The following is a 21,177-nucleotide window of genomic DNA, read 5'->3' on the forward strand; positions in this document are numbered from 1 at the left end:
TAGACGTATAGCAAGTATGGAAGAACTAAAGACAGAACTCGCGGCCTGGGAATGGAGCAGGAATAAAGAAAGAACAAATATAAACTGGCTATTTAATGTTGAATCAGCTCGTAAAAAACTTGAGAGGGCTTATGGTGCCCTCAACTAGTCAGAACTTGTGTGATGAAGTACTAGCACCTAGCACCTAGCACCTAGCACCTAGCACCCAGCACCCAGAACCACCCAGAGCCTATAACTCAAATCTAAGTACCAATTCAGGCTCCATTAAAGCAACTTTTGTTCTATTTATAAGCGGTCAAGTTCGAACTATGCTTAGTCTACAAATAACCCCGAAAAATGTGTGTTTATTTGGTTGAAAATTAATCATTTAAGACTAGAGTACGATGGTGTTTGAATACATCTTATAATACAATTTGTGGTCTGAACTATAAGTGAAGTCAATCACTTAGTGCACATTATCGGGTAAGGTAGCATAGCGTGGGTACATACGACTTAAAGCGTATTGTTGAAAGTATTTCAAATCTTAAAAGTGAGAACTTTTATAATGCAATATGCTTGTCTTTATCAGAAGTGCTTGGTGCTTCTCATGTTTTTTTAGCTCAAGTCGATGAGTCAACTTTGTATGCAACAACTATAGCTTTGTGTGCGCATGACGAAATTGTAGAAAACATCAGCTACGATATCCGCTGTACGCCTTGTAATGATGTGAGCTGTGGCAGCATCTCAAGTTACAATGCAGGAGTTCAGCAGTTATTCCCGAATGATCAGCTACTTGTTGATATGGGCATTGAAGCTTATGTGGGTGTGCCTTTACAAAGTATATCGGGCAAAACCGATACCATTCTTGTCGCGCTATTTCAGCATGAAATAAATGATGCGATGCAAATTGAGTCTTTTTTCTCGTTATTTACTGGTCTTATCCAGCGTGAAATCGAAAAAGACCGTTTTATTGCTAAATTAGATTTTGCAAACCAATTGATTGAGCAAAGCCACGAAGCAATTTTTATTTGCGACCACAATGTACATATTACCTACGCGAATACCGCATTTACTAAAATGACGGGGTATTCGTTGGATGAAGTCTTAGGGCAAAATCCAAAAATTTTAAGCTCAAACAAGTATGACCCGCATTTTTATAAAGCAATGTGGCACCAAATTAATACTGAGGGAAAGTGGTCTGGTGAGATCACTAATAAAACCAAACAAGGTAAGTTGTACACGCAATTTTTATCGATAACCAAAATGCAAAATAATGGTGAAGATTGCTATGTGGCGTTTATTTTGGATATCACTGAGAAAAAAGAAGCTGAGCAGAAAATTTATTTTCATGCAAACCACGATCAACTCACCGGTTTGACCAATCGTTTTTACTTCAAAGAGTACTTATGCCAGTTGCTATCATCTTTGTCGTACCAAGACGATGCAAATACTAACTTAGCCGTTATCTACTTTGATGTTGATAAGTTTCAAGATATCAACACCGTTTACGGTTTAACCTTTGGCGATAAGGTTTTATGCGAGCTTTCAGAGCGCCTCGATGAAAGCTTTAAAGAATCTGCTTTTTCGCGGATCGATGGTGATAGTTTTGCTATTTTACAAACTTATCAGCATGTCAGTGAACTTGAGCATGTTTGTAAACAAATTACCGCGTTACTTGTTGAGCCTGTTTCTATTGGTGGCATTAGTCAGCAAGTTTCAGTTACGCTGGGTATTAGTCAATTTGAGCAAACTAGCGCTGCTAGCTCACAAGAAAAAATCGAAAAAATTGCTCGTCGTTTAGTTCGCCAAGCTGAGCTTGCTACCTTGAATGCAAAACAAACAGGCGATGAATATTTGTTTTTCAGCAAAGAGATGGATAACAAGGTTAAAAAGCACAACTTACTGGTTGAGCAGCTTACACAAGCCGTAAAGAACAACGACATAGAAGTGTATTTTCAACCTATTATTGATATTGAAAATAATACGGTCGCTAAATTCGAAAGTTTAGTGCGATGGAACAACCAAGGGCAATGGGTATCACCTGCTGAGTTTATTCCGTTAGCAGAAGAGTCGCGGGTGATTATTCCCCTCGGTGAACTTGTATTGATTAAAACCTGCCAGCAAATTAAGGCGTTAGAAGCACAAGGTTATGAAAACTTTGTTTTTAATGTGAACCGTTCTTTATTTGAATTTACTGAGTTTAACCCTGAACGTAATGCATGGCTTGAGATTATTAAAGGGCAAGGGGTTAAACCATCACAAATTTCATTTGAATTAACTGAGAGTGTTTTAGCGCCAGAAAATACCAACCATCTCGATGTGTTAAAGCAGTTGAAGCAAGCTGGGTGTTTAATTTCGCTAGATGATTTTGGTACGGGTTATTCGTCTCTTAGTTATTTGCGCCGCTTCCCAGTTGATGTACTAAAACTAGATAAGTCATTTATTGATGAAGTGCATGTTGATTTAGGCGATGAAGCGCTGGTTAAATCGATTATTCAAATGAGTCGTGTTTTGGGTATTAAAGTCGTTGCTGAAGGAGTTGAAGAGCGCGAGCAATTGGCTGTGCTAACCGAAGCCGGTTGTGACTATATACAAGGCTATTACTTTTCTAAACCATTGCCAGCGAATGATGTAATTCCATTTTTAACGCAATTTTCTCGAGAGCAGTAGGTAATTACTGTATGATTTTGACATCAAACAGTTAGCAAAGCTTGTGATGTCAGAATTAACCGCAAAGCAAAACATAAAGGCGATTGTTACAGCCATTAAGGCCGAAGAACAATCGCTTAGATCGCATTACCCTATTCTTAACCAGCAAAACGCCATTGCGATGATTATTCTGCTGGCGTCGTTGTTTTCACTAATCGGTGTTGCGACACTTTATTACTTAGCGATTATTCCCTCGTGGCTTTGCATCATTCTGGCTGCCTTTATTACCTCGGTATCGCATGAGCTTGAGCATGACCTTATCCATAAGCAGTATTTTAGTAATCACCCTTTTATACATAACTTTATGATGTTAACCGTGTGGCTTATGCGGCCCAATACGGTTAATCCTTGGTATCGCAGAAAAATCCATTTGCATCACCATAAAGTATCCGGCACCTCACAAGATTTAGAAGAGCGTTTAGTGGGCAATGGCATTAAATCGCCATTTTTAAGAGCCTTGGTCATTACTGATGGTCTGCTAGGTTTATTAATCAATACCAAGCGATTTAATAAAGAAATTAGTGGTTTTAAGTTTTTAAGCGTGTTTAATGCGGGCTTTCCGATTGCAACCGCGTATTTTGCGATTCTTTATGGGGTAATTGCTTATTATGCTGTGCAGTTTGTGCAGCCGTTTACATTGCCGCCGTGGGGAGCTGAGTTACTGGCGGGAGCTGAGTTTTTAATGGTGGTACTTATTGTGCCTAATATCATTCGCTCAACGTCTCTTAACTTAGTGACATCTTCAATGCATTATTATGGCGGTGTAAATAACTTGCTTGAGCAAACGCATGTGATCACCAGCCGTTGGTTTTTACCGTTTCAGTTATTTTGCTTTGATTTCGGCCGAACCCATACAATCCATCATTTTGTGCCGAACCAGCCCTTTTATATTAGACAATTGATCAGCAAAAAAATACGTCCTATTATGGCCCAGCATAGGGTACGTTTTAATGATTTTCAAAGCTTAAAACATGCCAATCACTACCCTGTAAAAGGGCAATCATCTCAACAAGGAGTTTAATATGAAGGTTACCGGTCGTTGTCATTGTGGTGAGGTAACTTACCACGCAGAAGTGGATGAAAATAAAGTGATTAACTGTCACTGTACTGACTGTCAAATTATCTCGGGTGCGCCATTTCGCACGGTTGTGGTGTCTATGCCTGATGGGGTTACCTTTACAGGTGCAGAGCCAAAAGAATATATAAAAATTGCCGAGAGTGGTAATCAGCGTGCGCAAGGGTTTTGTGGTAACTGTGGTACGGCCTTATACGCGACCTCTGTAGGTGCAGGTGAACGTATTTATGGCTTACGTATTGGCGCCGTAGAGCAAGCTGATGAACTTATCCCTAAAGCGCATATTTGGTATCGCTCACATAAACCTTGGCTAGATAGCCTTAGTAATATGAGTGCCTTTGAAACCGCACCTAAATAGCTGTGGTTTCATATTTATTGCTGGCCGATGGTGATATTTCGGCCACTTAAATAACCAAATAAAGCACACAACAGGCTAGATGCAATACACAGCCAAAGTGCTCCTGCCCAGTTATTAAAATAACTATGTAAGGCGCCCGCAATAATAGGGCCTGTTGCAGCCAATAAATACCCGATACATTGCGCCATACCCGATAACGCCGCAGCTTGCATTGAGTCATGAGTACGCAGGCTTACAAATGATAAGCCCAAGATAAAGCAGGCACCTGAGCAAAACCCTAAGGTGACTGACCAAAGCATAGCAAAACTAGGCGCAACTAATAATCCAACAGAACAAAGCGCGCCAAGTAATGCCAAGCTTAGGGTTAAGATGCGTTGATCTTTTAATTTGGCAAGTAGTGGAATAAGCACAATACCTGGTAGCGCTGAGGCTACTTGAAAGGCGCCTTGCAAAGCACCCGCGTGCTGCGCACTATGGCCGCCTTCTATTAAAATGCTGGGTAGCCAACCTAGCATGATATAAGTGAAAAATGAGTTAAAGCCAAGCAATAACGTAATTTGCCAAGCAAGTGCAGAGTGCCAAATTTTGCTTTGTGTATTGTTCGACACATGTGCCTGTTTTGGCATGGTATGTTGCTTAAGTTGTGGTAACCACACCACAATAGCCAGCACAACCAATAAGGCATAACTGGCAAGCGCCAATTGCCAACCAAGTTCTTTATACTCAGCCAGCGGAATGATGAGTGCTGAATAGCTGCCACCAAATATGCCCATCGCTAAAACATAACTAGACGTCATCACAGCGACTTTGTGTGGAAAGTCACGTTTTATTAAGCTAGGTAATAACACATTGCCAATCGCGATACCGACACCAATTACAGCGGTACCAATAAATAGTATGGTGGCAGAATCAATAACACGAGACACAACCCCTATGCCTATGAGTACCAGGGCAATAAACAGTGATACTTCAAGGCCGCATTTTTTAGCAAGGCTTGCAGCCATAGGTGAAGCAACAGCAAATGCAATTAAAGGTAAAGTCGTCAACATGCCGGCTTGTGATGCATTTAACTTAAATTGTTCAATGATCTGTTCAAGTACCGGTGCAATACCAGTGATAGGGGCACGTAAACTAGCTGCAATAAGAAAAATGCCCAGCACTAAAAGAAGGTTACGAATTAGATTTTGAGAAGATGACACGCTGTTTAGGAACTATAGCAATAGGTACATTTATCATACCAAAACACTAAACAGCGTGGGTGAACTATGAGATAGCTCACCAAATAATGCGGTTACTTAAAACTGATAACTTGCTGATAACATGGCATTGCGCGGTCTACCTGGAAAGTAGCGGTCGCCACTAAATGTGGTGTAGTCAGCGCGCTCTGCATAACGCTCGTCAGTTAAATTGTTTATTCGTGCCGTCACACTAAGGTTAGCTGATAGCTGCCACGCCGCTCTTAAATTTACTAATGAGTGGCCTTGGTAACTATGCTGGTTTTCAGGATCAGTAAAGTAGCTGCTGGTGGTATGTAGCTCAAGGGCAACACGTGTCATGTCGTTTGCTTGCCAAAGTAGCTGCAAGTTCGCGATGTTACGTGGAGCAGTATCTATGAGATTACCATTGATATTAATCCCGCTGAGTAATTGGTCATAACTGTATGTATGTTTGGCGTGACTCGCGGCTAACTGCATCGATAAGCTTGGCGTAATGGCATAAGCTAACTCAAGTTCAACACCACGATGCTGGGTTTGGCCATCATTGACGTAATAAAAATCACTGTCGCGGAAAATTACGTTCTTTTTATTCATTGCATAAAAGCTAACTACATAATGCAGCTGTGCTTGTTGACCTTTTAAACCAAGTTCTAGATTTTTAGCTGTTTCAGATTTTAGATCTGCGACATTTTGTTCACGCTGTAACTGATAAAGCTCTGCCGCTTGCGGTGCTCGATAACCTTCTGAAGCATTGGCGTAGATAAACTGGTTTTCAGCATATTGATAGCTTAAACCAAGCTTAGGCGAAAAGTTGGTAAAGCGATTTACACCGCTTTCTGGTCGAGAATAGCGACATCCACCCATTGCGCATGGAGTACCATCTTCTTTTGTACGACCAGCCAACATATGGTTGTTGTAGTCATAACGCATACGCTCGTATCGGCCACCAAGGCTGATGAGTAACTCATCAAGTTGCCAATCAAGATTAACAAATGGTGCTAATAGGGTGCTAGTTACTTGATAATCATAATGTTTGCCTTGTGGCACGGTGGCGACTAAAAATGCTGAGCCTTGAGTTGGGCTATCTTGATATTGTAAAAAGTCAGCATCTGTAAGCTCACCATCAAAGCCAACAGTTAATAGGCTAGAACCCGTTAACTTATGCTGCCAGCTTGATTGTAGGCCAACACCTTGCTGAGCATTTTCTTCAAGGGGAGTACCCGGTAAAAAATGCTTAAAGAAGGTCATGTTTTGGTCGCGGATATAAGGCGTTAGGGAAAAGCTGTTAGCCTCATCTTGTGTCCAATTTAGCTTTGACCAAACACGTAAAGATCGGGCTTTACGAAATGCATCAGGATCAAAATTAGACTGAGCTATTTGCTCATCCTTATAGCTTTCAAAGCCCTCGATGTAGCCAGCCGTTTGCTGATCTAAATGGGTGTAAGTCAGGCCTGTACTTACACTTAATTTTTCGCCATCAAAACGGTGGCGTAGCGAAAGTTTTTCTTGGTCAACACTTTCGTCATCACGATAACCTGTATCTCGGGTGAGCGTGGCATTAATGCCTAAACCTTGCTGGCCAAAGTCACGCCCCGTACCAAGTTTGTAGCGAGTGTAGCCAAACGAGCCATAATCAAAACCAAGTTGGTTGTGGTCATAGGTCGTATCTGGCGTGATCACGTTGACTACACCATGCACTGCATTTGAACCATAAAGGGCAGAGCCCGGGCCTTTCAGTACTTCGATACGTTCAGCCATTTCTGTGTGGGCTTCGAATAATTCATTGATGTTGCAAAAACCAGCTGCGCGAAGTGGAATACCATCTTCAGCGGTAAGTAAGCCACCGCAGGCACCAGCACCAGAAAGTACAGGCGAACGTAGAGCGGGTAAATACTCTTGGCCGTTACCGTGTTGAAGATTAGCACCGGCCACTTGCTTAAGGGCTTGTTCAATATGGGTAGGAGCGATTAGGGCTAGTTGCTTTTGTGAAATACTGCTGACCACAACTGGCAATGGATCTGCCAACACTTCGCTGCGCGAGGCGGTTGTTGTAATATGTTCTAGCTCATTATTAGCGAAAGCTTGATGGTTAAATAATGAGGTGCTCACAAGCACTGAGAGTATCGACAACTTCATGAAAACCCTTTGGTTAGGTACAACAAAAACCAAAGGGTAACTGCTTTTTAGGATGGGTAAAAGCTTTCGCGATTAATAACTTTGTCTGTTATGCGCTACGGCGATGTACGGCAAAACCTGCCAGTACTGCAACTAACCAAAATAAGCTACTGCCGCTGCTGCCGTTTCTGTGCGTTACATTCGCTACTTTTTCTTCTTTAACGCGGGTTTTCGTAAATAGTGCCAAAGAAGTTTAAAGAAATGTAAAGATTGGCTTTCTAATGTGTTTATATGTAAACAGTTACGTTTTTAAATTGTAACCCTTCATCTATGATTCAGGCTAAAACGTTAGGCTTTTTATCAAGAGCAAACGTTGAGGGTCTCTATTATGAATAAATTACTTACTATCTCAGTTGCCATTTTAGGTTTGAGTTTGATACCTATGGAAGCAAACGCGAAACATGATCGTGACCATGATAGATACGAACATAAGCACGAACGTAAAAAGCATAAAAAGCATAAAAAACACCACAAACATCACCATCATGACAGACATGATCGTTACGATAGATACGACCGTTACAGCTACCGTGATTTACCACCCGGTTTATACAAAAAAGTAGGGCATGGTGGTGGCTTACCACCAGGTTGGTATAAGCGTTATCATCATGGTGATATTCTTGACCGTGATATATATCGTCATGGGCGAGTGATAAAACGTCGCGACCGAAATGGTATTATTGCCATCGAAATCGATGACCGCCTTATTCATCTAGTACACGATACGCGAGAGATTTTATCAATTGTTACTCGCCATCGTTAATCCTGTCAAAAGCCGCTTAGCGGCTTTTTTTAGCTGCTTTCATACCCAGTTCAGAAAAACTTGCTACGCTTAACTAGGACTAATAAAAGGAGCACTCGCATGAAAGCATTGTTAACAGTTGCAGTAATAGGTTTGAGCTTAGTGACGGCTGGCGCACTTGCAAAAGATAAAGACAAGGATAAGGACAAAGGTAAAAGTCTGCCACCTGGCCTTGAAAAGAAACTTGATAATGGTGGCGATTTACCACCTGGTTGGCAAAAAAAATTACGCAAAGGCGATATTCTTGACCGTGATATTTACCGCCGCGGTAAAGTGATTAAATCACGAGACAGAGATGGTCTAATTTCAATTCAAGTTGACGATACTGTCGTGCGTTTAGTGGAAGATACCCGAGAAATTATTTCTATTCTGAGCCGCTAATTTTGCTTGAATCGATCATGACTTATGGATTGAGTTCACTATTGGCCATGCTGCTAGTGGTCTCAATCTTGCCATTTTCATATTCCCAACATTACTTAATTCGCAGTTGTGACTTTGTACGCTTACAAGTGGTTTACCTTGCTTGTGCGAGTTTAATTACTGCAAGCTATTTAATCAGTCGAACGGGCTATGTGTTTTATATTGGTTGCGCTCTAGCTAGTATCCTAGTGCTGTTATTGCAAGTTGGTTGGATTTACCCTTACACATGGCTCGCTAACAAAGAAGTTGCCTCAAGCAATAAGTCCGATAAGCACAGTATTCGTATTATGTCGGCAAATGTACTGATGTCGAACACTGAATATGACAAACTCATTGGCTTAGTTAAAACGCACCAACCTGATTTCCTCATTACGTTAGAGTCTGATCAAACTTGGCAAAATAAACTGAGCAGTTTAGAGCAAGAGTACCCATATCGTGTTTACTGCCCAAAAGATAATCGTTATGGCATGCACTTGTACAGTAAGTTTAAAATCAAACAACAGCAAGTTTGTGAGCTTATAGAAAGCGATATCCCCTCAATCCATATTTTGTTTGAAGATGCCGATGGCGTAGAAGTACAAGGGCACTTTATTCACCCTGCTCCTCCGAGCCCCACAGAAGAAGACAGTTCACGACCCCGTGATACTGAGCTGATAATTTTAGCGAAAGCACTTAAAAACAGACAGCGACCTTGTATTGTTGCCGGTGATCTAAATGATGTTGCATGGTCGCGTAGTACCCGCTTGTTTATGCGTATTAGTGGTTTGTTAGACCCACGTAAAGGGAGAGGCTTTTTTAATACGTTTCATGCCAGTTATTTCTTTATGCGCTGGCCACTTGATCACCTTTTTCATAGTAATGAGTTTAGTGTTAAGCGTATTGAGCGTTTGGCTAAGTATGGCTCAGACCATTTTGCACTACTTACTGAACTTGTTTATAACCCCGATTCTGACAATCAAAAACAACAAGAGCAGATTGATAAAGAAAAAGCAGTGGATGAGTTAAAAATGCCAGCAGCGTCTAAGCAGCAAGTGCCAATGTTTGAAAAGTGATAACCTTATTCATGGCGGACAATTAGATATAAGAAAGGGCTCTAACGAGCCCTTTTTTGTAGTTAGTCGTTGATCATAATGGTTTTGATATTAACAAATTCTCGTAGTCCAAAGCCGCCGTGTTCACGGCCATAGCCACTGTCTTTTACACCACCAAATGGTAAGTTCGGCTGCGCAAGGGCATAGCCATTGATATTAACCATGCCGGTATCAAAATGGTGCTTTGCAAGCTCAATGGCTGCTTGTTCGTCTTTTGAGAAAATACCGCCACCAAGACCATAGCGAGAGTCATTGGCAATTTGCATTGCCTCATCATTATCTTTTGCTCTAATAAGCGATGCTACAGGGCCAAATAATTCATCATCATAGGCGGGCATGCCCGGTTTAATGTTTTCAAGTAGAGTCGGGGTGTAATAAAAGCCTGTGTGCTCAGCAACGTTACCGCCGGTAACAATGCTCGCACCCGCATTTACTGAATCAGTCACTTGCTGATGAAGTTTATCGCGTAGATCTTTACGGGCCATTGGACCGAGCGTGGTTTTTTCATCATTCGGGTCACCAAGAACAACTTGTTCAAATTGCTCTTTAATTAAGGCTTTAAAATCATCGTATAAAGCATCAACAACAATAAAGCGTTTTGCGGCAACACAGGTTTGCCCGTTATTGATCAAACGCCCTTGTGTACATGCGGTAATCGCCGTATTTAAGTCAGCATCATCGAGTACAACATAGGCATCGTTACTACCAAGCTCAAGTACCGTTTTCTTAACCTGTTTACCTGCAAGCTCAGCCACTTTTTTGCCTGTTTCGTCGCTACCAGTAAATGTCACACCTCGGATAGCTGAGTGCTCAATAAGTTTGCTTGCGGTTTTGCCGTCAATCAGTAGGTTTTTAAAGCAATAGTCATCAAAGCCAGCTTGAGTAAATAATTGCTCAATTTTTTCCGCCATGCCAAATACATTGCCAGCATGTTTTAGCACCGTGGTATTACCCGCCATGATATTTGCACAAGCATAGCGAATGACTTGATAAAGCGGGAAATTCCAAGGTTGGATACCTAAAACGACACCGATTGGTTGGTAGCTAATAATTGCACGGCCGTCTTGCATATCACGGCTTTCATCAGCAAGCACTTGTGGCCCTTGCTCTGCGGTATAGCGACAAATTGCAGCGCAAAGCTCAACTTCTTGTAGGCCTTGTTGATATAACTTGCCCATTTCATCGGTCATCAACTGGGCCAACTCTTGCTGGTTTGATTCAATTACTTGTGCAAGTTGATTGAGTAATTTAGCGCGCTGCTCATGGGATGTGGTGCGCCACTTTAAAAAAGCTTGATGACATTGGTCAACTTCACTCTGTGCTTGTTGCAGCGACAATAAATTATACGTATTTAAGGTTTGCTCATTGGCTGGATTGATTGTAGTAACAGTATCAGTCATCATTATCTCCTTACAAAATTGTAGGAAAAGGTTTGCAAGGCTAATACCTAATTTTTCGCTGTTCTAGCTATTTGATTTAATTGCCTTTTATTTTAATTTAATCTTAGCTGGGCACTCTTTTTCTGTAAAAACTGCAACAGGCTGCAAAACTTACAAGGAATACGTAATGACAAACTCTGTGTTAAATACCGAACTTGCGATTATTCAAGCGCCAATGGCGGGTGTGCAAAACGCCAAACTGACAGTGGCTGTTTGTGAAGCTGGGGGGCTTGGCTCGTTACCTTGCGCTATGCTTTCGGCTGAGCAACTAGTCTCAGAGCTTGATTACATTAGTCAGCATACTGATAAGCCGTACAACCTTAATTTCTTTTGTCATCAAACACCTGACTATACACTGGCTCAGCAAACTGCATGGCATAATGTGCTTACACCTTATTTTGATGAGTTTGCTGTCGATGCCTCACAATTTACCCGTAACGCTTCACGTCAGCCTATTAATCAGCAAGTGATCGATATTATCGCCCCTTATAAGCCTGCCGTTGTGAGTTTTCACTTTGGTCTGCCAAGTAAAGAGATTGTTTCTCAGATTAAAGCCTGGGGCGGGACGGTTCTTTCATCAGCCACAACATTAGATGAAGCGCGCTGGCTACAAGCAAATGGTGCCGATGCGGTTATTGCACAAGGGATTGAAGCTGGTGGTCACCGAGGTCATTTTTTATCGATGGATTTATCGCTACAACCAACCACAGTGCAATTAGTACGAGAGTGTGTAAAGCTTGATATTCCCGTAATTGCAGCAGGTGGAATTTGCACAGCGGAAGATGTAGCTCAGTACCAAGCATTAGGTGTATCTGCTGTGCAGGTAGGGAGCGCTTACTTACTTTGCGAAGAAGCGACAACAAGTACTTTACATCGTGAAGTATTAAAAACGGTTAAGCCAGACTCAACAGAATTGACAACCTTATTCTCTGGTCGCCCAGCAAGAGGAGTACGCAACAGAGTAATGCAAGAGTTAGGCGCGATGCCAGAGCAAGCGCCGCCTTTTCCGTATGCGTCGATTGCAATGACGGCATTACGTGCAAAAGCAGAGGCTAAAGGCGACAGTGGTTTTTCACCGCTTTGGTGTGGTGAGCGCTTTGTGGTTCGAGAAGGTATAAACGCCCAGCAAATGACTGAACTACTAATGCAAGGTTGGCAATCTTGACAGATACCCAGTTACTTCCACTTGGTGATAGTTACCATCAACTAGCCTGTGAATTTCGTAACAAGCTTGCTGGGCAATGCGCTACAAGACGTTACGCTAAAGGTGATGTTTTATTGCAGCAAGGCGACGAACAAGATGCAGGTTACTTAATTATATCTGGGGTGCTTGGGGCACTGCATGCATCCTCGCAGGGTGCGCAAAAGTGTAAAGAATTTTACTTTCAAGATGAATTTGCACTGCTTTATGGTAACTGGTTAACTAAAACCCCAGCGCTTTATCAGCTTAAAGTAATACGTGATGCTGAGCTCATTAAGGTGCCTTTGGTTTTATTTGATAGTAGTGACTGGCAAGCAATTAAACATCAGTTAATTAGTCAGCAATTATTGTTTAAAGAAGCAAAAGAAGCGTTTTTATTACTCAATACCCCTGAGCAGCGTTACCAATATTTACTGGAGCAAAAGCCGCATTGGCTTGAACAACTGAGTTTAAACGAGGTTGCTATGTATTTAGGGATCTCTGCGATTTCTTTATCGCGAATTAGACGGCGTCTTAACTTAAGTTAAGGCGCAGCAAAATAGTGAACATTACACTGCTGATTTTTCAGGAGTCGTTATGTTTATTTTATCTCAGTGCCTAGTTGCCATTGCCACATTACTCGATTTGGCATCTTTTCAATTTAAACAAAGACAGGCAATTTTGGCTTGTTTGTTTAGCTCGGTTTTACTGACATCTGTGCACTTTATGTTGCTCGAAAACTATAGTGCAGCAAGCTTAATGCTGATTGCTGCACTGCGTTATGGCTATTGTATTTTTGCCCGCAAAAGCTGGGTGATGATAGCTTTTATGCTTTTGAGTATTAGCGCAGTACTATTTACTTGGCATAGCTGGGTGAGCTTTATCGCGTTGTCGGCAACATTACTGCAAACTTATGCTTCATTCCAAGGCAAAGACTTTACCTTACGTATACTGATGATTGTTGGCACGATTGGTTGGATAGCCCATAACACTTTGGTTTTTTCACCATTGGCAGTGTTTATGGAAACGGTCTTTTTAATAAGTAATTTAGTGGGCTTATGGCGCTTTTATGCTCACCCTAAGCCCGCTTAAATTTGATTTAAGACTTACCTAACATGCGGCACAGCATGCCATCTTTGTCAACAAACTGGTGTTTAAGTGCTGCGGCAATGTGCAAGGCTAAAATCACCACGATAATAAGCACTGAACTGTGGTGTACAAAGCTGCCTGCATCAGCAAGCCAAGGTGTTTTCTCTGGTGCACTCAATAGCTCAAACTCAAAGAAGCTAATTGCTCGACCACCTGCATAGCTCATGATAAAACCAGACAACGGCATGGCTAGAGTTGCAAGTAATAATAAGCCATGAGTGATGTGAGCAATCGCTGTCTGCCACTTAGGTATTGCTGATGTCGCAGGTAATGCGCCTTCTTTAATACGCCAAATAAGGGTTGCGTAAAGTAATGTAAAGTAACTCAAAGAGTGTCAGCAATGAGTTTCAATAAAAAGGTCTCGCGCTGAATCGATAGCCCCTGTTTTTCACTCATTGCCATGGTGGTTTCGTTGTGTGCGATGGCATCAAAAATATTCACCCACTTAGGGTGCATGCCATTTTGCACTTCGTAATGCTCCATTTTTGGGTCTGTAAATTCATCGCTAATTTTACAGTAGTAGCAATAAGATTTGATATGAACACAATCAAAGTCGTCTTTATACCAAGGCCTAACTTCTTCGTATAATCCTAGTGGCTGCTTTATTTGAATTTGTTGTGCGCCAGTTTCTTCATGTAACTCTCGTAGAAGCCCTTGCTCAATGCTTTCGCCTTCATCAACGCCACCACCAGGTAGGCTGTAGTCATCATAACGGGCGGTATATAAAAGTAGTATTTGTTCACCTTTTAAAACAATGGCGCGGGCAGTGTTACGAATAAACACCGTGCCATAGTCATTACTTAAGCTTGGGTGAATTACTTTTCTTAATAACTTCATAGGATTACAACTTTAAATTAATGCAAGTACAGCTTAGCTTAATATTCAACGTGCCATAATAACCTTTTTTTCGCATTTAATTCATTATGCTTACCCCAAATTGAAACTAATAAGGTAATATAACTGGAATTAAGAACTATTTAGAGATCTAGCGCATCTAGTTTTCATTTGCTTGTAATTGTGCGTAGAATAATTGAAAAAGCTTAGGGAATGAATATGTTAAACGTACTTTTGGTTGATGATGACAGTGAATTTAGTGATGTAGTTTGTCACATTGTTGAGTTCCTCGGGCACAATATAAATACCGCAGCGAACCTTGCTGAAGCGGAGCAATGGTTTGAAAACAATACGTTTGACCATGTTTTTTTAGATTTTATGTTGCCTGATGGCAGCGGCCTTCATTTACTTGAACACTTAAAAGCTATCGGTCAATCGCCTCGTGTTACGTTAATTTCAGGGCACCCTTCAGTAAAAGGTAAGCTGGCTGAAATGTGTGAACCAAATGTAGGCCACCTAGTTAAGCCACTGCAACGTGAAGACATTGAGCGTGTACTTAACCCTAAAAAAGCAGCCCCTCAGAAAAAAACAACGCCAGCAATAAAGCGCCACTTCGGCACCCTAATTGGTGAATCTGAGGTGATGCAAAAGCTTTACACTATGATTGAGCGTGTCGCAGCAACTTCTGCCAATGTAATGTTGATGGGTGAAAGTGGTGCAGGTAAAGAAGTGGTGGCGCAGGCGATACACAATGCGACTGAGTGTGATGGTCCGCTAGTGGCAACCAACTGTGGTGCATTTTCAAAAGAGCTGATTGGTAGCGAGCTTTTTGGTCATGAAAAGGGCGCATTTACAGGGGCTATTGCGCGTAAGGAGGGGGTGTTTGAGCAAGCTGCTGGCGGTACTTTGTTTTTAGATGAAGTGACCGAAATGCCAATTGATATGCAGCCAAACTTACTACGCGTGCTTGAAAGCAAAAAAGTAACCCGCGTGGGTGGCACCAAAGAGCAAGCAGTGAATTGCCGTGTTATTTCTGCAACCAACCGCACCTTGACCGATCTTGCGCAAAACAATGTTATCCGTGAAGACATTTACTTTCGTTTAGCCGTATTCCCCATTGATATTCCTCCGCTTCGTGAGCGCAAAGAGGATATTCCACTGCTTGCCAATGCCTTTTTAGAGCAACTCAATGAAGAAAACGGCACTGACTTTAAATGGCAAGCGGCGCAAATCAAAGAGCTTGAGGCCCATGATTGGCCAGGTAACGTACGTGAACTTCGTCACGCTATTCACCGCGCCTTTATTATGAGTGACCCTAAAGGCACTGCTATTACCTTGCCTGAATCGCTAGAGTCACCTTTTTCTAAAGTGAATAAAGAGAGCCAAGCAAACCAAGTTGTTGCAGGGCAAACCATTGAAGAAGTTGAAAAAGAATTGATCCACGCTACTTTAGATAAAGTACAAGGTAATAAGACGATTGCAGCACAAATGCTGGGGATCAGTACTAAAACACTTTATAACCGTTTAAATGCTTATGGAGGCATTGGCGAATACAAATAACAAAGGATAGCTATGAATAATAACGAGTCTTTACGAAAAATGGTGCACGATGCCCGCGCGCCACTGAACCGTATTTCGATGAATGCAGAGTTAGTTAAGCTCGTATTAGAAAATGATATGCCTAAGCAAAAAGCACTTGAGGCATTGAATAAAATTATTGCTAATTGTCAGCAGTGTAGTGAGCACTTACAGGAAATAAGCGACACTCACGCAGCTGATTAAGCACTCATAGATTGAGAAGTAAATGCAAAAACAAAAAGGAAAAATAGCAGTCAGTTGGGCTGGCTTTATTGCCGTGGTGCTTTGTATCGTGGTGGCTAATGCATTTTTAGCCCTTAATAGCATTCGCTCACTCACCGAAACACAAAGTAGTCTTGATAACACCAACTCGCTCAACACTGCGATTGAGCGTTTGCATTTATCTGTGGTGCAAGCTGAATCAGGTCAGCGTGGTTATTTACTTAGTGACCGAGAAGATTATTTACTGCCTTACAATGATGCAATCGCTTCAATGCAAGCGCAGATCATGCTTGTGAAAAGTTTGCATTCAGAAATTGAAGGTCAAGCAGACCGCATTGCTCGTTTAATATATTTAGTAAACGACAAAGTGGCGGTAATGACTAAAACCACCGATCTGGCCCTTGCAAATAAAGACGTTAAAGCTCGCCGCTTGTTATTAACTGACCAAGGTCGCGATTTATACAAAGATATTCGCGCAGCAGTTGATGAAATTCAAATGCGTGAACTGAACTTTAAAATAGAGCAGTTTGCGAAGCTTTCTGAGATTAGAAATGAAGCTAAACTAACATTTGCGATTACGGCTGTGACCAGTACCTTATTGATAATAGGTATGTTTGTATTAACTCGTATTAACTTACGCAACCAAACTAAATATAGAGCTGAACTTGAAAGCCAAAATGAGAATCTAGCGGCAAAAGTCGCGGAGCGCACCCAAGAGCTAACCATATATTCAGACGAGTTAAGCCGCTCTAACAGAGAGCTTGAAGACTTTGCTTTTGTTGCAAGTCATGATTTACAAGAGCCACTGCGTAAGATTCAAGCTTTTAGTGACCGCCTCGACAAGATGTTTAAAGATGAGCTTGGTGAAAAAGGCGTTGATTACATTAATCGAATGAAAAATGCTGCTCAGCGTATGTCTAATTTAATCAACGACTTGCTAGAGTTCTCACGTGTAACCACCCGTGGTAAAGATTTTATTGATACTGATTTAAATGAAGTTGTTGCAGAAGTTCTTGATGATCTTGAAATTGCGATAAAAGAATCTGAGACCACGGTTAATCTCGACACTTTACCGCATATTCAAGCCGATCCAAGCCAAATGCTGCAATTGTTCTTAAATATTCTTTCTAATGCTGTGAAGTTTAGGCGTGAGGATGTTGCGCCTGTGATTGATATTACATACCAGCGAACGTCAGAATTCAGCGAAACTCACAACACTGATGTTGAGTGGGAAATTATTACTATTTCAGATAACGGCATCGGTTTTTCTGAAGAGTATCTCGAAAAAATATTTGTTCCGTTCCAGCGGTTACATGGTCGTTCACAATATAAGGGCACAGGCATAGGATTATCGGTTTGTCGCCGTATTGTTGAGCGTCATGGCGGAGAAATAACTGCAAGTAGTCGCGTTGGTGAGGGTGCAAGCTTCACTCTTAAATTACCCGTGGAAACATCGCTTTTCACACTACAAGGAGAGGCTTAATGCCACTTAATAAAGTTAAACCAATTACCATTTTAATGGCTGATGACGACGAAGATGATCGTTTATTAACCCAAGATGCATTGGCCGAAAGCCGTGTATTAAACGAGCTGTTTTTTGTTGAAGACGGTGTAGAGTTGCTTGAATACCTTGAGCGTAAAGGCAAATTTAGTGAAAAAGAAAACTCGCCTCGTCCGGGCTTGATTTTACTCGATTTAAATATGCCGCGTATGGATGGCCGAGAAGCTTTACAAGCCATCAAAGCCAACCCTAACTTGAAGGGCATACCGGTTGTGATTTTAACCACATCAAAACAAGAAGAAGATATGGTTAAAGGCTACGACTTGGGCGCTGCATCATACATCACTAAACCCGTTACTTTTGAAGGTTTAGTTGAGTTAATGCAAACACTAGGGAAATACTGGGTAGAGTTTGTAGAGCTGCCAACATCACAAAACGATTAAGTCCAATTCGCATAAATACTTAATTAAGCAAATTGGAATAAGGAATAAGAATGTTAGACAAGGTAACCCGATTACTCTTAGTAGAAGACGACGAAGACGATTATATTCTTACTTGCGACTACCTAGACCAATTAGGTTCCCATACATTCGATGTTGAGTGGTTAAGTTGTCCTGAAGAGGCCATTAGTGAGCTTAGCGAAAACAAACATGATATTTGTTTGTTAGATTACCGCTTAGGCGCATCAGATGGCCTCGAAGTACTAAAACGGGCTGTGGCAAATGGCTTTCGTGGCCCTATTATCATGCTAACCGGGCAATCAGATGAAGCCCTCGATTCTGCGGCGCTCGATGCCGGAGCTGTTGATTATCTCGTTAAAAATGAAATGAGCACCGGGCGTTTTGCTCGTGCTATACGTTACGCGTTAGCCCGCCGAGATGTTGAAGATGAGCGTGTTGAGCGTTTAAAAGCAGAAGCTGAAAACCGCTCTAAAGACCGCTTTCTGGCCCATTTAAGCCATGAGCTACGCACACCTCTGTCTTCTATCTTGGGTTACACAGAGTTACTCATGCAAAGCGGTAAGAACCAGCATGCTCAAAATGAGTTGGGTGTGATTTACCGAAATGGCAAACACTTACTGAGTTTACTCAATGATGTGCTTGACCTATCAAAGATTGCTGCCGATAAACTGGAGCTCAATTGCAGTGATGTTAACTTAGATAGCCTAATGGCTGACGTTTATACCTTAATGCGTGTTTCTGCGCTTGATAAAGGCTTATCGCTTAAGTTTGAGTCGCAGCAAGCTCTTCCTTTAGTTATAAACACAGACGCTACTCGGTTACGCCAAATCCTAATTAACATCATCAACAATGCAATCAAGTTTACCAACCAAGGCGAGATCACAGTGCGAGCTTGGACTGCTTGGGTCAATGAACGAGAAATGCTGTTTTTTAGTATTAAAGACACTGGCCTTGGAATCCCAGCCGAAAAACAAGCATTGATCTTTAAGCCATTTGAACAAATTGCCGATGTAGAATCACGAGATGTCGGTGGAGCGGGGCTTGGCCTTGCTATTTGTTCAGAGTTACTTAGTCGAATGCAAGGCTCTATTGAGCTTGAATCAACGCAAGGTGTGGGTTCTGAATTTACCCTTTCTATCTACCCGGGTAACATTCGTGATGTTGAGCGCCAAGTGCTACGCTTTGATTCAAACCCCGATTGCCAGCAAAAATTAGCCACCCTCGAAACCAGTGGTCGGGTATTAGTGGTCGACGACTTAAAAGATTTACGCACCCTTGTTGGTCACATGATCACTATGACCGGGGCAGAAGTGGAGTACGCAGAACACGGTAAACAAGCAATTGAAAAAGTAGCCAGTGCCGAGCAAGCCGGTAAACCTTTTGATATTGTATTTATTGATTTGCATATGCCGGTTATGGGCGGCAAAGAGGCTACCATTGAGCTGCGTAAAATGGGCTATCAAGGGCCAATTATCGCGCTTACTGCCGCCACCATGAAAGGGGTGAGAACTGAGTTAAGCGCGCTTGGTTTTAACGATATGATTGCAAAACCGGTTGATTCTGGGCTGCTTTACCAAGTGCTCAATCATTACATTTGCGAAGGCAATACTGCACCTGTGGTTGAGCAAGACGACAGTCCTGAAGTGACATTACAAAGCACACGCTATTTATTGGTTGAGGACGACAGTGATGCGGCGCAAATCACTCAGTTATTGCTTGAAAGCTTAGGTGTTGAAACTGTTATAGCGCCAAGTTGTGCTGCATGTCTTGCGACCCTGAGTGACGATCAAAACTTTGCTAAAGTGTTACTCGATATGCATTTGCCTGATGGCGAAGGGCTTGATTTAGCCCATGAGATAAAACAGCGCCACCCTGACTTAAATCTAGTCATTGTTAGTGGCGCAGAGCCAGAGCCAGAAAAAATTGAACAACTTGAGATTGAACAAGTGTTATTAAAGCCGATTAACCTTGGCTTGTTATCTGAGCTGATTGGCGGCTAATTGAATGCCTTATTATAAGCTCTGGTTCAAATAGCGTTTGTAGTGGTGGGGTTTGTTTTTGATAAACATGATTTAACACCCAATCTGCTGCCATGCGACCCATCTCATCTATTGGGTAATTAACGGTGCTCAATTGTGGGTAAACGTGACGGGTGAAAAATACGTTATCGTAACCCATAATCGACAATTGCTTAGGTAAAGTTAACCCTAAATCCCGCGCGCTAGCCATGGCGCCTACAGCCATTTCATCATTGGCACAGATGAGCGCTGTGAATGGATGCGTTTGTTGATGAAGTGCTTTTAAACCTTCGTAACCACTCGCTTCCATGAAGTCACCTTGGAATAATAGGTTTTCATCAAACTCAAGATTAAACTCAGCAAGGGCCTGTTTATGTCCTTCTAGACGGTCTTTGGCATCTTGTTTCCAAAGCGGCCCGCTGATGTAGGCAATATTTTTATGACCTTGCTCTAACACATGCTTCGCCGCTAAATAGCCACCTTTAAGGTTGTTAAGCAAAATACAGCGGTCACTGAGTTCGCTGATATAGCGGTTGATCAAAACAAATGGCGTACGGCCTTTACTGAGTTTTATAAGGTAGTCGTCGCTGACTGCTTCAACATGCAAAATAAGGCCATCGCAGTTACGGCTAATTAAAAATTCAATCCCTTGTTTTTCGCGTTCTTCATCACTGTGACCCGCAGCAATAATCAGATGTTTGCCTTGATTACGAAAGGTATTTTCAATGCCGCTCATCATAGGTCCATAAAACGGACCTTGTAATTCAGAGACCAGTAGGCCAACACTGTTCGAGCAATTTGATGCTAATGACTGAGCAATTGAGTTAGGTCTATAGCCAAGCTCATCCATTGCGGCAGTGACCTTTTTACGAGTTGCATCACTGACATTTGCATTGTTGTTCATTACTCGTGAAACGGTTGCAAGAGAAACACCTGCAAGTTTCGACACCTCGTAAATGGTGGCCATAT

Annotated in this window: 21 protein-coding genes; 14 read left to right on the top strand and 7 right to left on the bottom strand. The window is 42.0% G+C overall.

Annotated elements, in window-relative coordinates:
* Window positions 1-477: 477 nt before the first annotated feature.
* Genes HUS61_RS17065 through HUS61_RS17075 form a run of 3 tightly spaced genes read left to right on the top strand, consistent with a single transcriptional unit; the run spans window position 478 to window position 4,121 of the window.
* The gene (locus tag HUS61_RS17065; RefSeq protein ID WP_175083246.1) at window positions 478-2,649 is read left to right on the top strand and encodes a bifunctional diguanylate cyclase/phosphodiesterase; all 2,172 of its coding nucleotides are present in this window, start codon (window positions 478-480) and stop codon (window positions 2,647-2,649) included.
* Window positions 2,650-2,695: 46 nt separating this feature from the next.
* Entirely contained in the window at window positions 2,696-3,709 is a 1,014-nt protein-coding gene (locus HUS61_RS17070; protein ID WP_175083247.1) for a fatty acid desaturase, read from the top strand.
* A 1-nt stretch (window position 3,710) separates the two neighbouring features.
* Window positions 3,711-4,121, top strand: coding sequence for a GFA family protein (locus HUS61_RS17075; RefSeq protein ID WP_175083248.1), 411 nt, complete (start codon window positions 3,711-3,713; stop codon window positions 4,119-4,121).
* Between the two features lie 14 nt (window positions 4,122-4,135).
* Here the strand turns inward: HUS61_RS17075 and HUS61_RS17080 are convergent, their stop codons facing one another.
* The 3 genes from HUS61_RS17080 to HUS61_RS17090 all read right to left on the bottom strand — a co-directional run bounded on the left by HUS61_RS17080 (window position 4,136) and on the right by HUS61_RS17090 (window position 7,700).
* Window positions 4,136-5,320: an MFS transporter gene (locus HUS61_RS17080; RefSeq protein ID WP_175083249.1), complete on the bottom strand. Its 1,185-nt coding sequence runs from the start codon at window positions 5,318-5,320 to the stop codon at window positions 4,136-4,138.
* 96 nt (window positions 5,321-5,416) lie between these two features.
* The gene (locus HUS61_RS17085; RefSeq protein WP_175083250.1) at window positions 5,417-7,474 is read right to left on the bottom strand and encodes a TonB-dependent receptor; all 2,058 of its coding nucleotides are present in this window, start codon (window positions 7,472-7,474) and stop codon (window positions 5,417-5,419) included.
* Window positions 7,475-7,562: 88 nt separating this feature from the next.
* On the bottom strand, window positions 7,563-7,700 hold the full coding sequence (locus HUS61_RS17090; protein ID WP_175083251.1) for a hypothetical protein: 138 nt from the start codon (window positions 7,698-7,700) through the stop codon (window positions 7,563-7,565).
* Window positions 7,701-7,841: 141 nt separating this feature from the next.
* Between HUS61_RS17090 and HUS61_RS17095 the strand changes: the two genes are divergently transcribed.
* The 3 genes from HUS61_RS17095 to HUS61_RS17105 all read left to right on the top strand — a co-directional run bounded on the left by HUS61_RS17095 (window position 7,842) and on the right by HUS61_RS17105 (window position 9,787).
* Window positions 7,842-8,276 (top strand): hypothetical protein, encoded by a 435-nt coding sequence (locus tag HUS61_RS17095; protein ID WP_175083252.1) that lies wholly within the window; start codon window positions 7,842-7,844, stop codon window positions 8,274-8,276.
* Between the two features lie 99 nt (window positions 8,277-8,375).
* The gene (locus tag HUS61_RS17100; protein ID WP_062566111.1) at window positions 8,376-8,696 is read left to right on the top strand and encodes a hypothetical protein; all 321 of its coding nucleotides are present in this window, start codon (window positions 8,376-8,378) and stop codon (window positions 8,694-8,696) included.
* Window positions 8,697-8,713: 17 nt separating this feature from the next.
* Window positions 8,714-9,787: an endonuclease/exonuclease/phosphatase family protein gene (locus tag HUS61_RS17105; protein ID WP_175083253.1), complete on the top strand. Its 1,074-nt coding sequence runs from the start codon at window positions 8,714-8,716 to the stop codon at window positions 9,785-9,787.
* Window positions 9,788-9,849: 62 nt separating this feature from the next.
* On the opposite strand, the gene HUS61_RS17110 is transcribed toward HUS61_RS17105, so the two are convergent.
* Window positions 9,850-11,226: an NAD-dependent succinate-semialdehyde dehydrogenase gene (locus HUS61_RS17110; RefSeq protein ID WP_175083281.1), complete on the bottom strand. Its 1,377-nt coding sequence runs from the start codon at window positions 11,224-11,226 to the stop codon at window positions 9,850-9,852.
* Window positions 11,227-11,392: 166 nt separating this feature from the next.
* Between HUS61_RS17110 and HUS61_RS17115 the strand changes: the two genes are divergently transcribed.
* Genes HUS61_RS17115 through HUS61_RS17125 form a run of 3 tightly spaced genes read left to right on the top strand, consistent with a single transcriptional unit; the run spans window position 11,393 to window position 13,537 of the window.
* The gene (locus HUS61_RS17115) at window positions 11,393-12,430 is read left to right on the top strand and encodes a nitronate monooxygenase family protein (RefSeq protein ID WP_175083254.1); all 1,038 of its coding nucleotides are present in this window, start codon (window positions 11,393-11,395) and stop codon (window positions 12,428-12,430) included.
* Window positions 12,427-12,993 carry a Crp/Fnr family transcriptional regulator gene (locus HUS61_RS17120; protein ID WP_175083255.1) on the top strand — a complete coding sequence of 189 codons (567 nt, stop codon included), beginning with the start codon at window positions 12,427-12,429 and terminating at the stop codon, window positions 12,991-12,993. The genes HUS61_RS17115 and HUS61_RS17120 overlap by 4 nt, the downstream gene beginning before the upstream one ends.
* Window positions 12,994-13,042: 49 nt before the next feature.
* Window positions 13,043-13,537 carry a YgjV family protein gene (locus HUS61_RS17125; protein WP_175083256.1) on the top strand — a complete coding sequence of 165 codons (495 nt, stop codon included), beginning with the start codon at window positions 13,043-13,045 and terminating at the stop codon, window positions 13,535-13,537.
* Between the two features lie 7 nt (window positions 13,538-13,544).
* Here the strand turns inward: HUS61_RS17125 and HUS61_RS17130 are convergent, their stop codons facing one another.
* Both HUS61_RS17130 and HUS61_RS17135 read right to left on the bottom strand, forming a co-directional pair.
* Window positions 13,545-13,922 carry a cytochrome b gene (locus HUS61_RS17130; protein ID WP_175083257.1) on the bottom strand — a complete coding sequence of 126 codons (378 nt, stop codon included), beginning with the start codon at window positions 13,920-13,922 and terminating at the stop codon, window positions 13,545-13,547.
* Window positions 13,919-14,431, bottom strand: coding sequence for an NUDIX hydrolase (locus HUS61_RS17135; RefSeq protein ID WP_175083258.1), 513 nt, complete (start codon window positions 14,429-14,431; stop codon window positions 13,919-13,921). The genes HUS61_RS17130 and HUS61_RS17135 overlap by 4 nt, the downstream gene beginning before the upstream one ends.
* A gap of 216 nt (window positions 14,432-14,647) precedes the next feature.
* Here HUS61_RS17135 and HUS61_RS17140 point away from each other — a divergent pair, with 216 nt between their 5' ends.
* From HUS61_RS17140 to HUS61_RS17160, 5 genes are read left to right on the top strand one after another with little or no spacing between them, the layout of a single operon-like run.
* Entirely contained in the window at window positions 14,648-15,988 is a 1,341-nt protein-coding gene (locus HUS61_RS17140) for a sigma-54 dependent transcriptional regulator (protein WP_175083259.1), read from the top strand.
* 12 nt (window positions 15,989-16,000) lie between these two features.
* Entirely contained in the window at window positions 16,001-16,210 is a 210-nt protein-coding gene (locus HUS61_RS17145; RefSeq protein ID WP_054562695.1) for a histidine kinase, read from the top strand.
* Between the two features lie 22 nt (window positions 16,211-16,232).
* Window positions 16,233-17,711: an ATP-binding protein gene (locus tag HUS61_RS17150; protein WP_175083260.1), complete on the top strand. Its 1,479-nt coding sequence runs from the start codon at window positions 16,233-16,235 to the stop codon at window positions 17,709-17,711.
* Window positions 17,711-18,172, top strand: coding sequence for a response regulator (locus HUS61_RS17155; protein ID WP_062566100.1), 462 nt, complete (start codon window positions 17,711-17,713; stop codon window positions 18,170-18,172). Before HUS61_RS17150 ends, HUS61_RS17155 begins: the two co-directional genes overlap by 1 nt.
* A 50-nt stretch (window positions 18,173-18,222) precedes the next feature.
* Window positions 18,223-20,190, top strand: coding sequence for a response regulator (locus HUS61_RS17160; protein ID WP_175083261.1), 1,968 nt, complete (start codon window positions 18,223-18,225; stop codon window positions 20,188-20,190).
* Here HUS61_RS17160 and HUS61_RS17165 read toward each other — a convergent pair.
* Window positions 20,153-21,175: a LacI family DNA-binding transcriptional regulator gene (locus HUS61_RS17165; protein ID WP_175083262.1), complete on the bottom strand. Its 1,023-nt coding sequence runs from the start codon at window positions 21,173-21,175 to the stop codon at window positions 20,153-20,155. The genes HUS61_RS17160 and HUS61_RS17165 overlap by 38 nt on opposite strands.
* Window positions 21,176-21,177 lie beyond the last annotated feature (2 nt).

The organism is Pseudoalteromonas sp. 0802 (assembly GCF_013350085.1).
Classification (GTDB): Bacteria; Pseudomonadota; Gammaproteobacteria; order Enterobacterales; family Alteromonadaceae; genus Pseudoalteromonas.

Coding starts and splice junctions, on each gene's coding strand:
- HUS61_RS17155 (WP_062566100.1), top strand. CDS start 17,711: ATGCCACTTAATAAAGTTAAACCAATTACCATTTTAATGGCTGATGAC.
- HUS61_RS17110 (WP_175083281.1), bottom strand. CDS start 11,226: ATGACTGATACTGTTACTACAATCAATCCAGCCAATGAGCAAACCTTA.
- HUS61_RS17075 (WP_175083248.1), top strand. CDS start 3,711: ATGAAGGTTACCGGTCGTTGTCATTGTGGTGAGGTAACTTACCACGCA.
- HUS61_RS17125 (WP_175083256.1), top strand. CDS start 13,043: ATGTTTATTTTATCTCAGTGCCTAGTTGCCATTGCCACATTACTCGAT.
- HUS61_RS17150 (WP_175083260.1), top strand. CDS start 16,233: ATGCAAAAACAAAAAGGAAAAATAGCAGTCAGTTGGGCTGGCTTTATT.
- HUS61_RS17095 (WP_175083252.1), top strand. CDS start 7,842: ATGAATAAATTACTTACTATCTCAGTTGCCATTTTAGGTTTGAGTTTG.
- HUS61_RS17105 (WP_175083253.1), top strand. CDS start 8,714: ATGACTTATGGATTGAGTTCACTATTGGCCATGCTGCTAGTGGTCTCA.
- HUS61_RS17135 (WP_175083258.1), bottom strand. CDS start 14,431: ATGAAGTTATTAAGAAAAGTAATTCACCCAAGCTTAAGTAATGACTAT.
- HUS61_RS17165 (WP_175083262.1), bottom strand. CDS start 21,175: ATGGCCACCATTTACGAGGTGTCGAAACTTGCAGGTGTTTCTCTTGCA.
- HUS61_RS17100 (WP_062566111.1), top strand. CDS start 8,376: ATGAAAGCATTGTTAACAGTTGCAGTAATAGGTTTGAGCTTAGTGACG.
- HUS61_RS17140 (WP_175083259.1), top strand. CDS start 14,648: ATGTTAAACGTACTTTTGGTTGATGATGACAGTGAATTTAGTGATGTA.
- HUS61_RS17145 (WP_054562695.1), top strand. CDS start 16,001: ATGAATAATAACGAGTCTTTACGAAAAATGGTGCACGATGCCCGCGCG.
- HUS61_RS17085 (WP_175083250.1), bottom strand. CDS start 7,474: ATGAAGTTGTCGATACTCTCAGTGCTTGTGAGCACCTCATTATTTAAC.
- HUS61_RS17115 (WP_175083254.1), top strand. CDS start 11,393: ATGACAAACTCTGTGTTAAATACCGAACTTGCGATTATTCAAGCGCCA.
- HUS61_RS17160 (WP_175083261.1), top strand. CDS start 18,223: ATGTTAGACAAGGTAACCCGATTACTCTTAGTAGAAGACGACGAAGAC.
- HUS61_RS17070 (WP_175083247.1), top strand. CDS start 2,696: ATGTCAGAATTAACCGCAAAGCAAAACATAAAGGCGATTGTTACAGCC.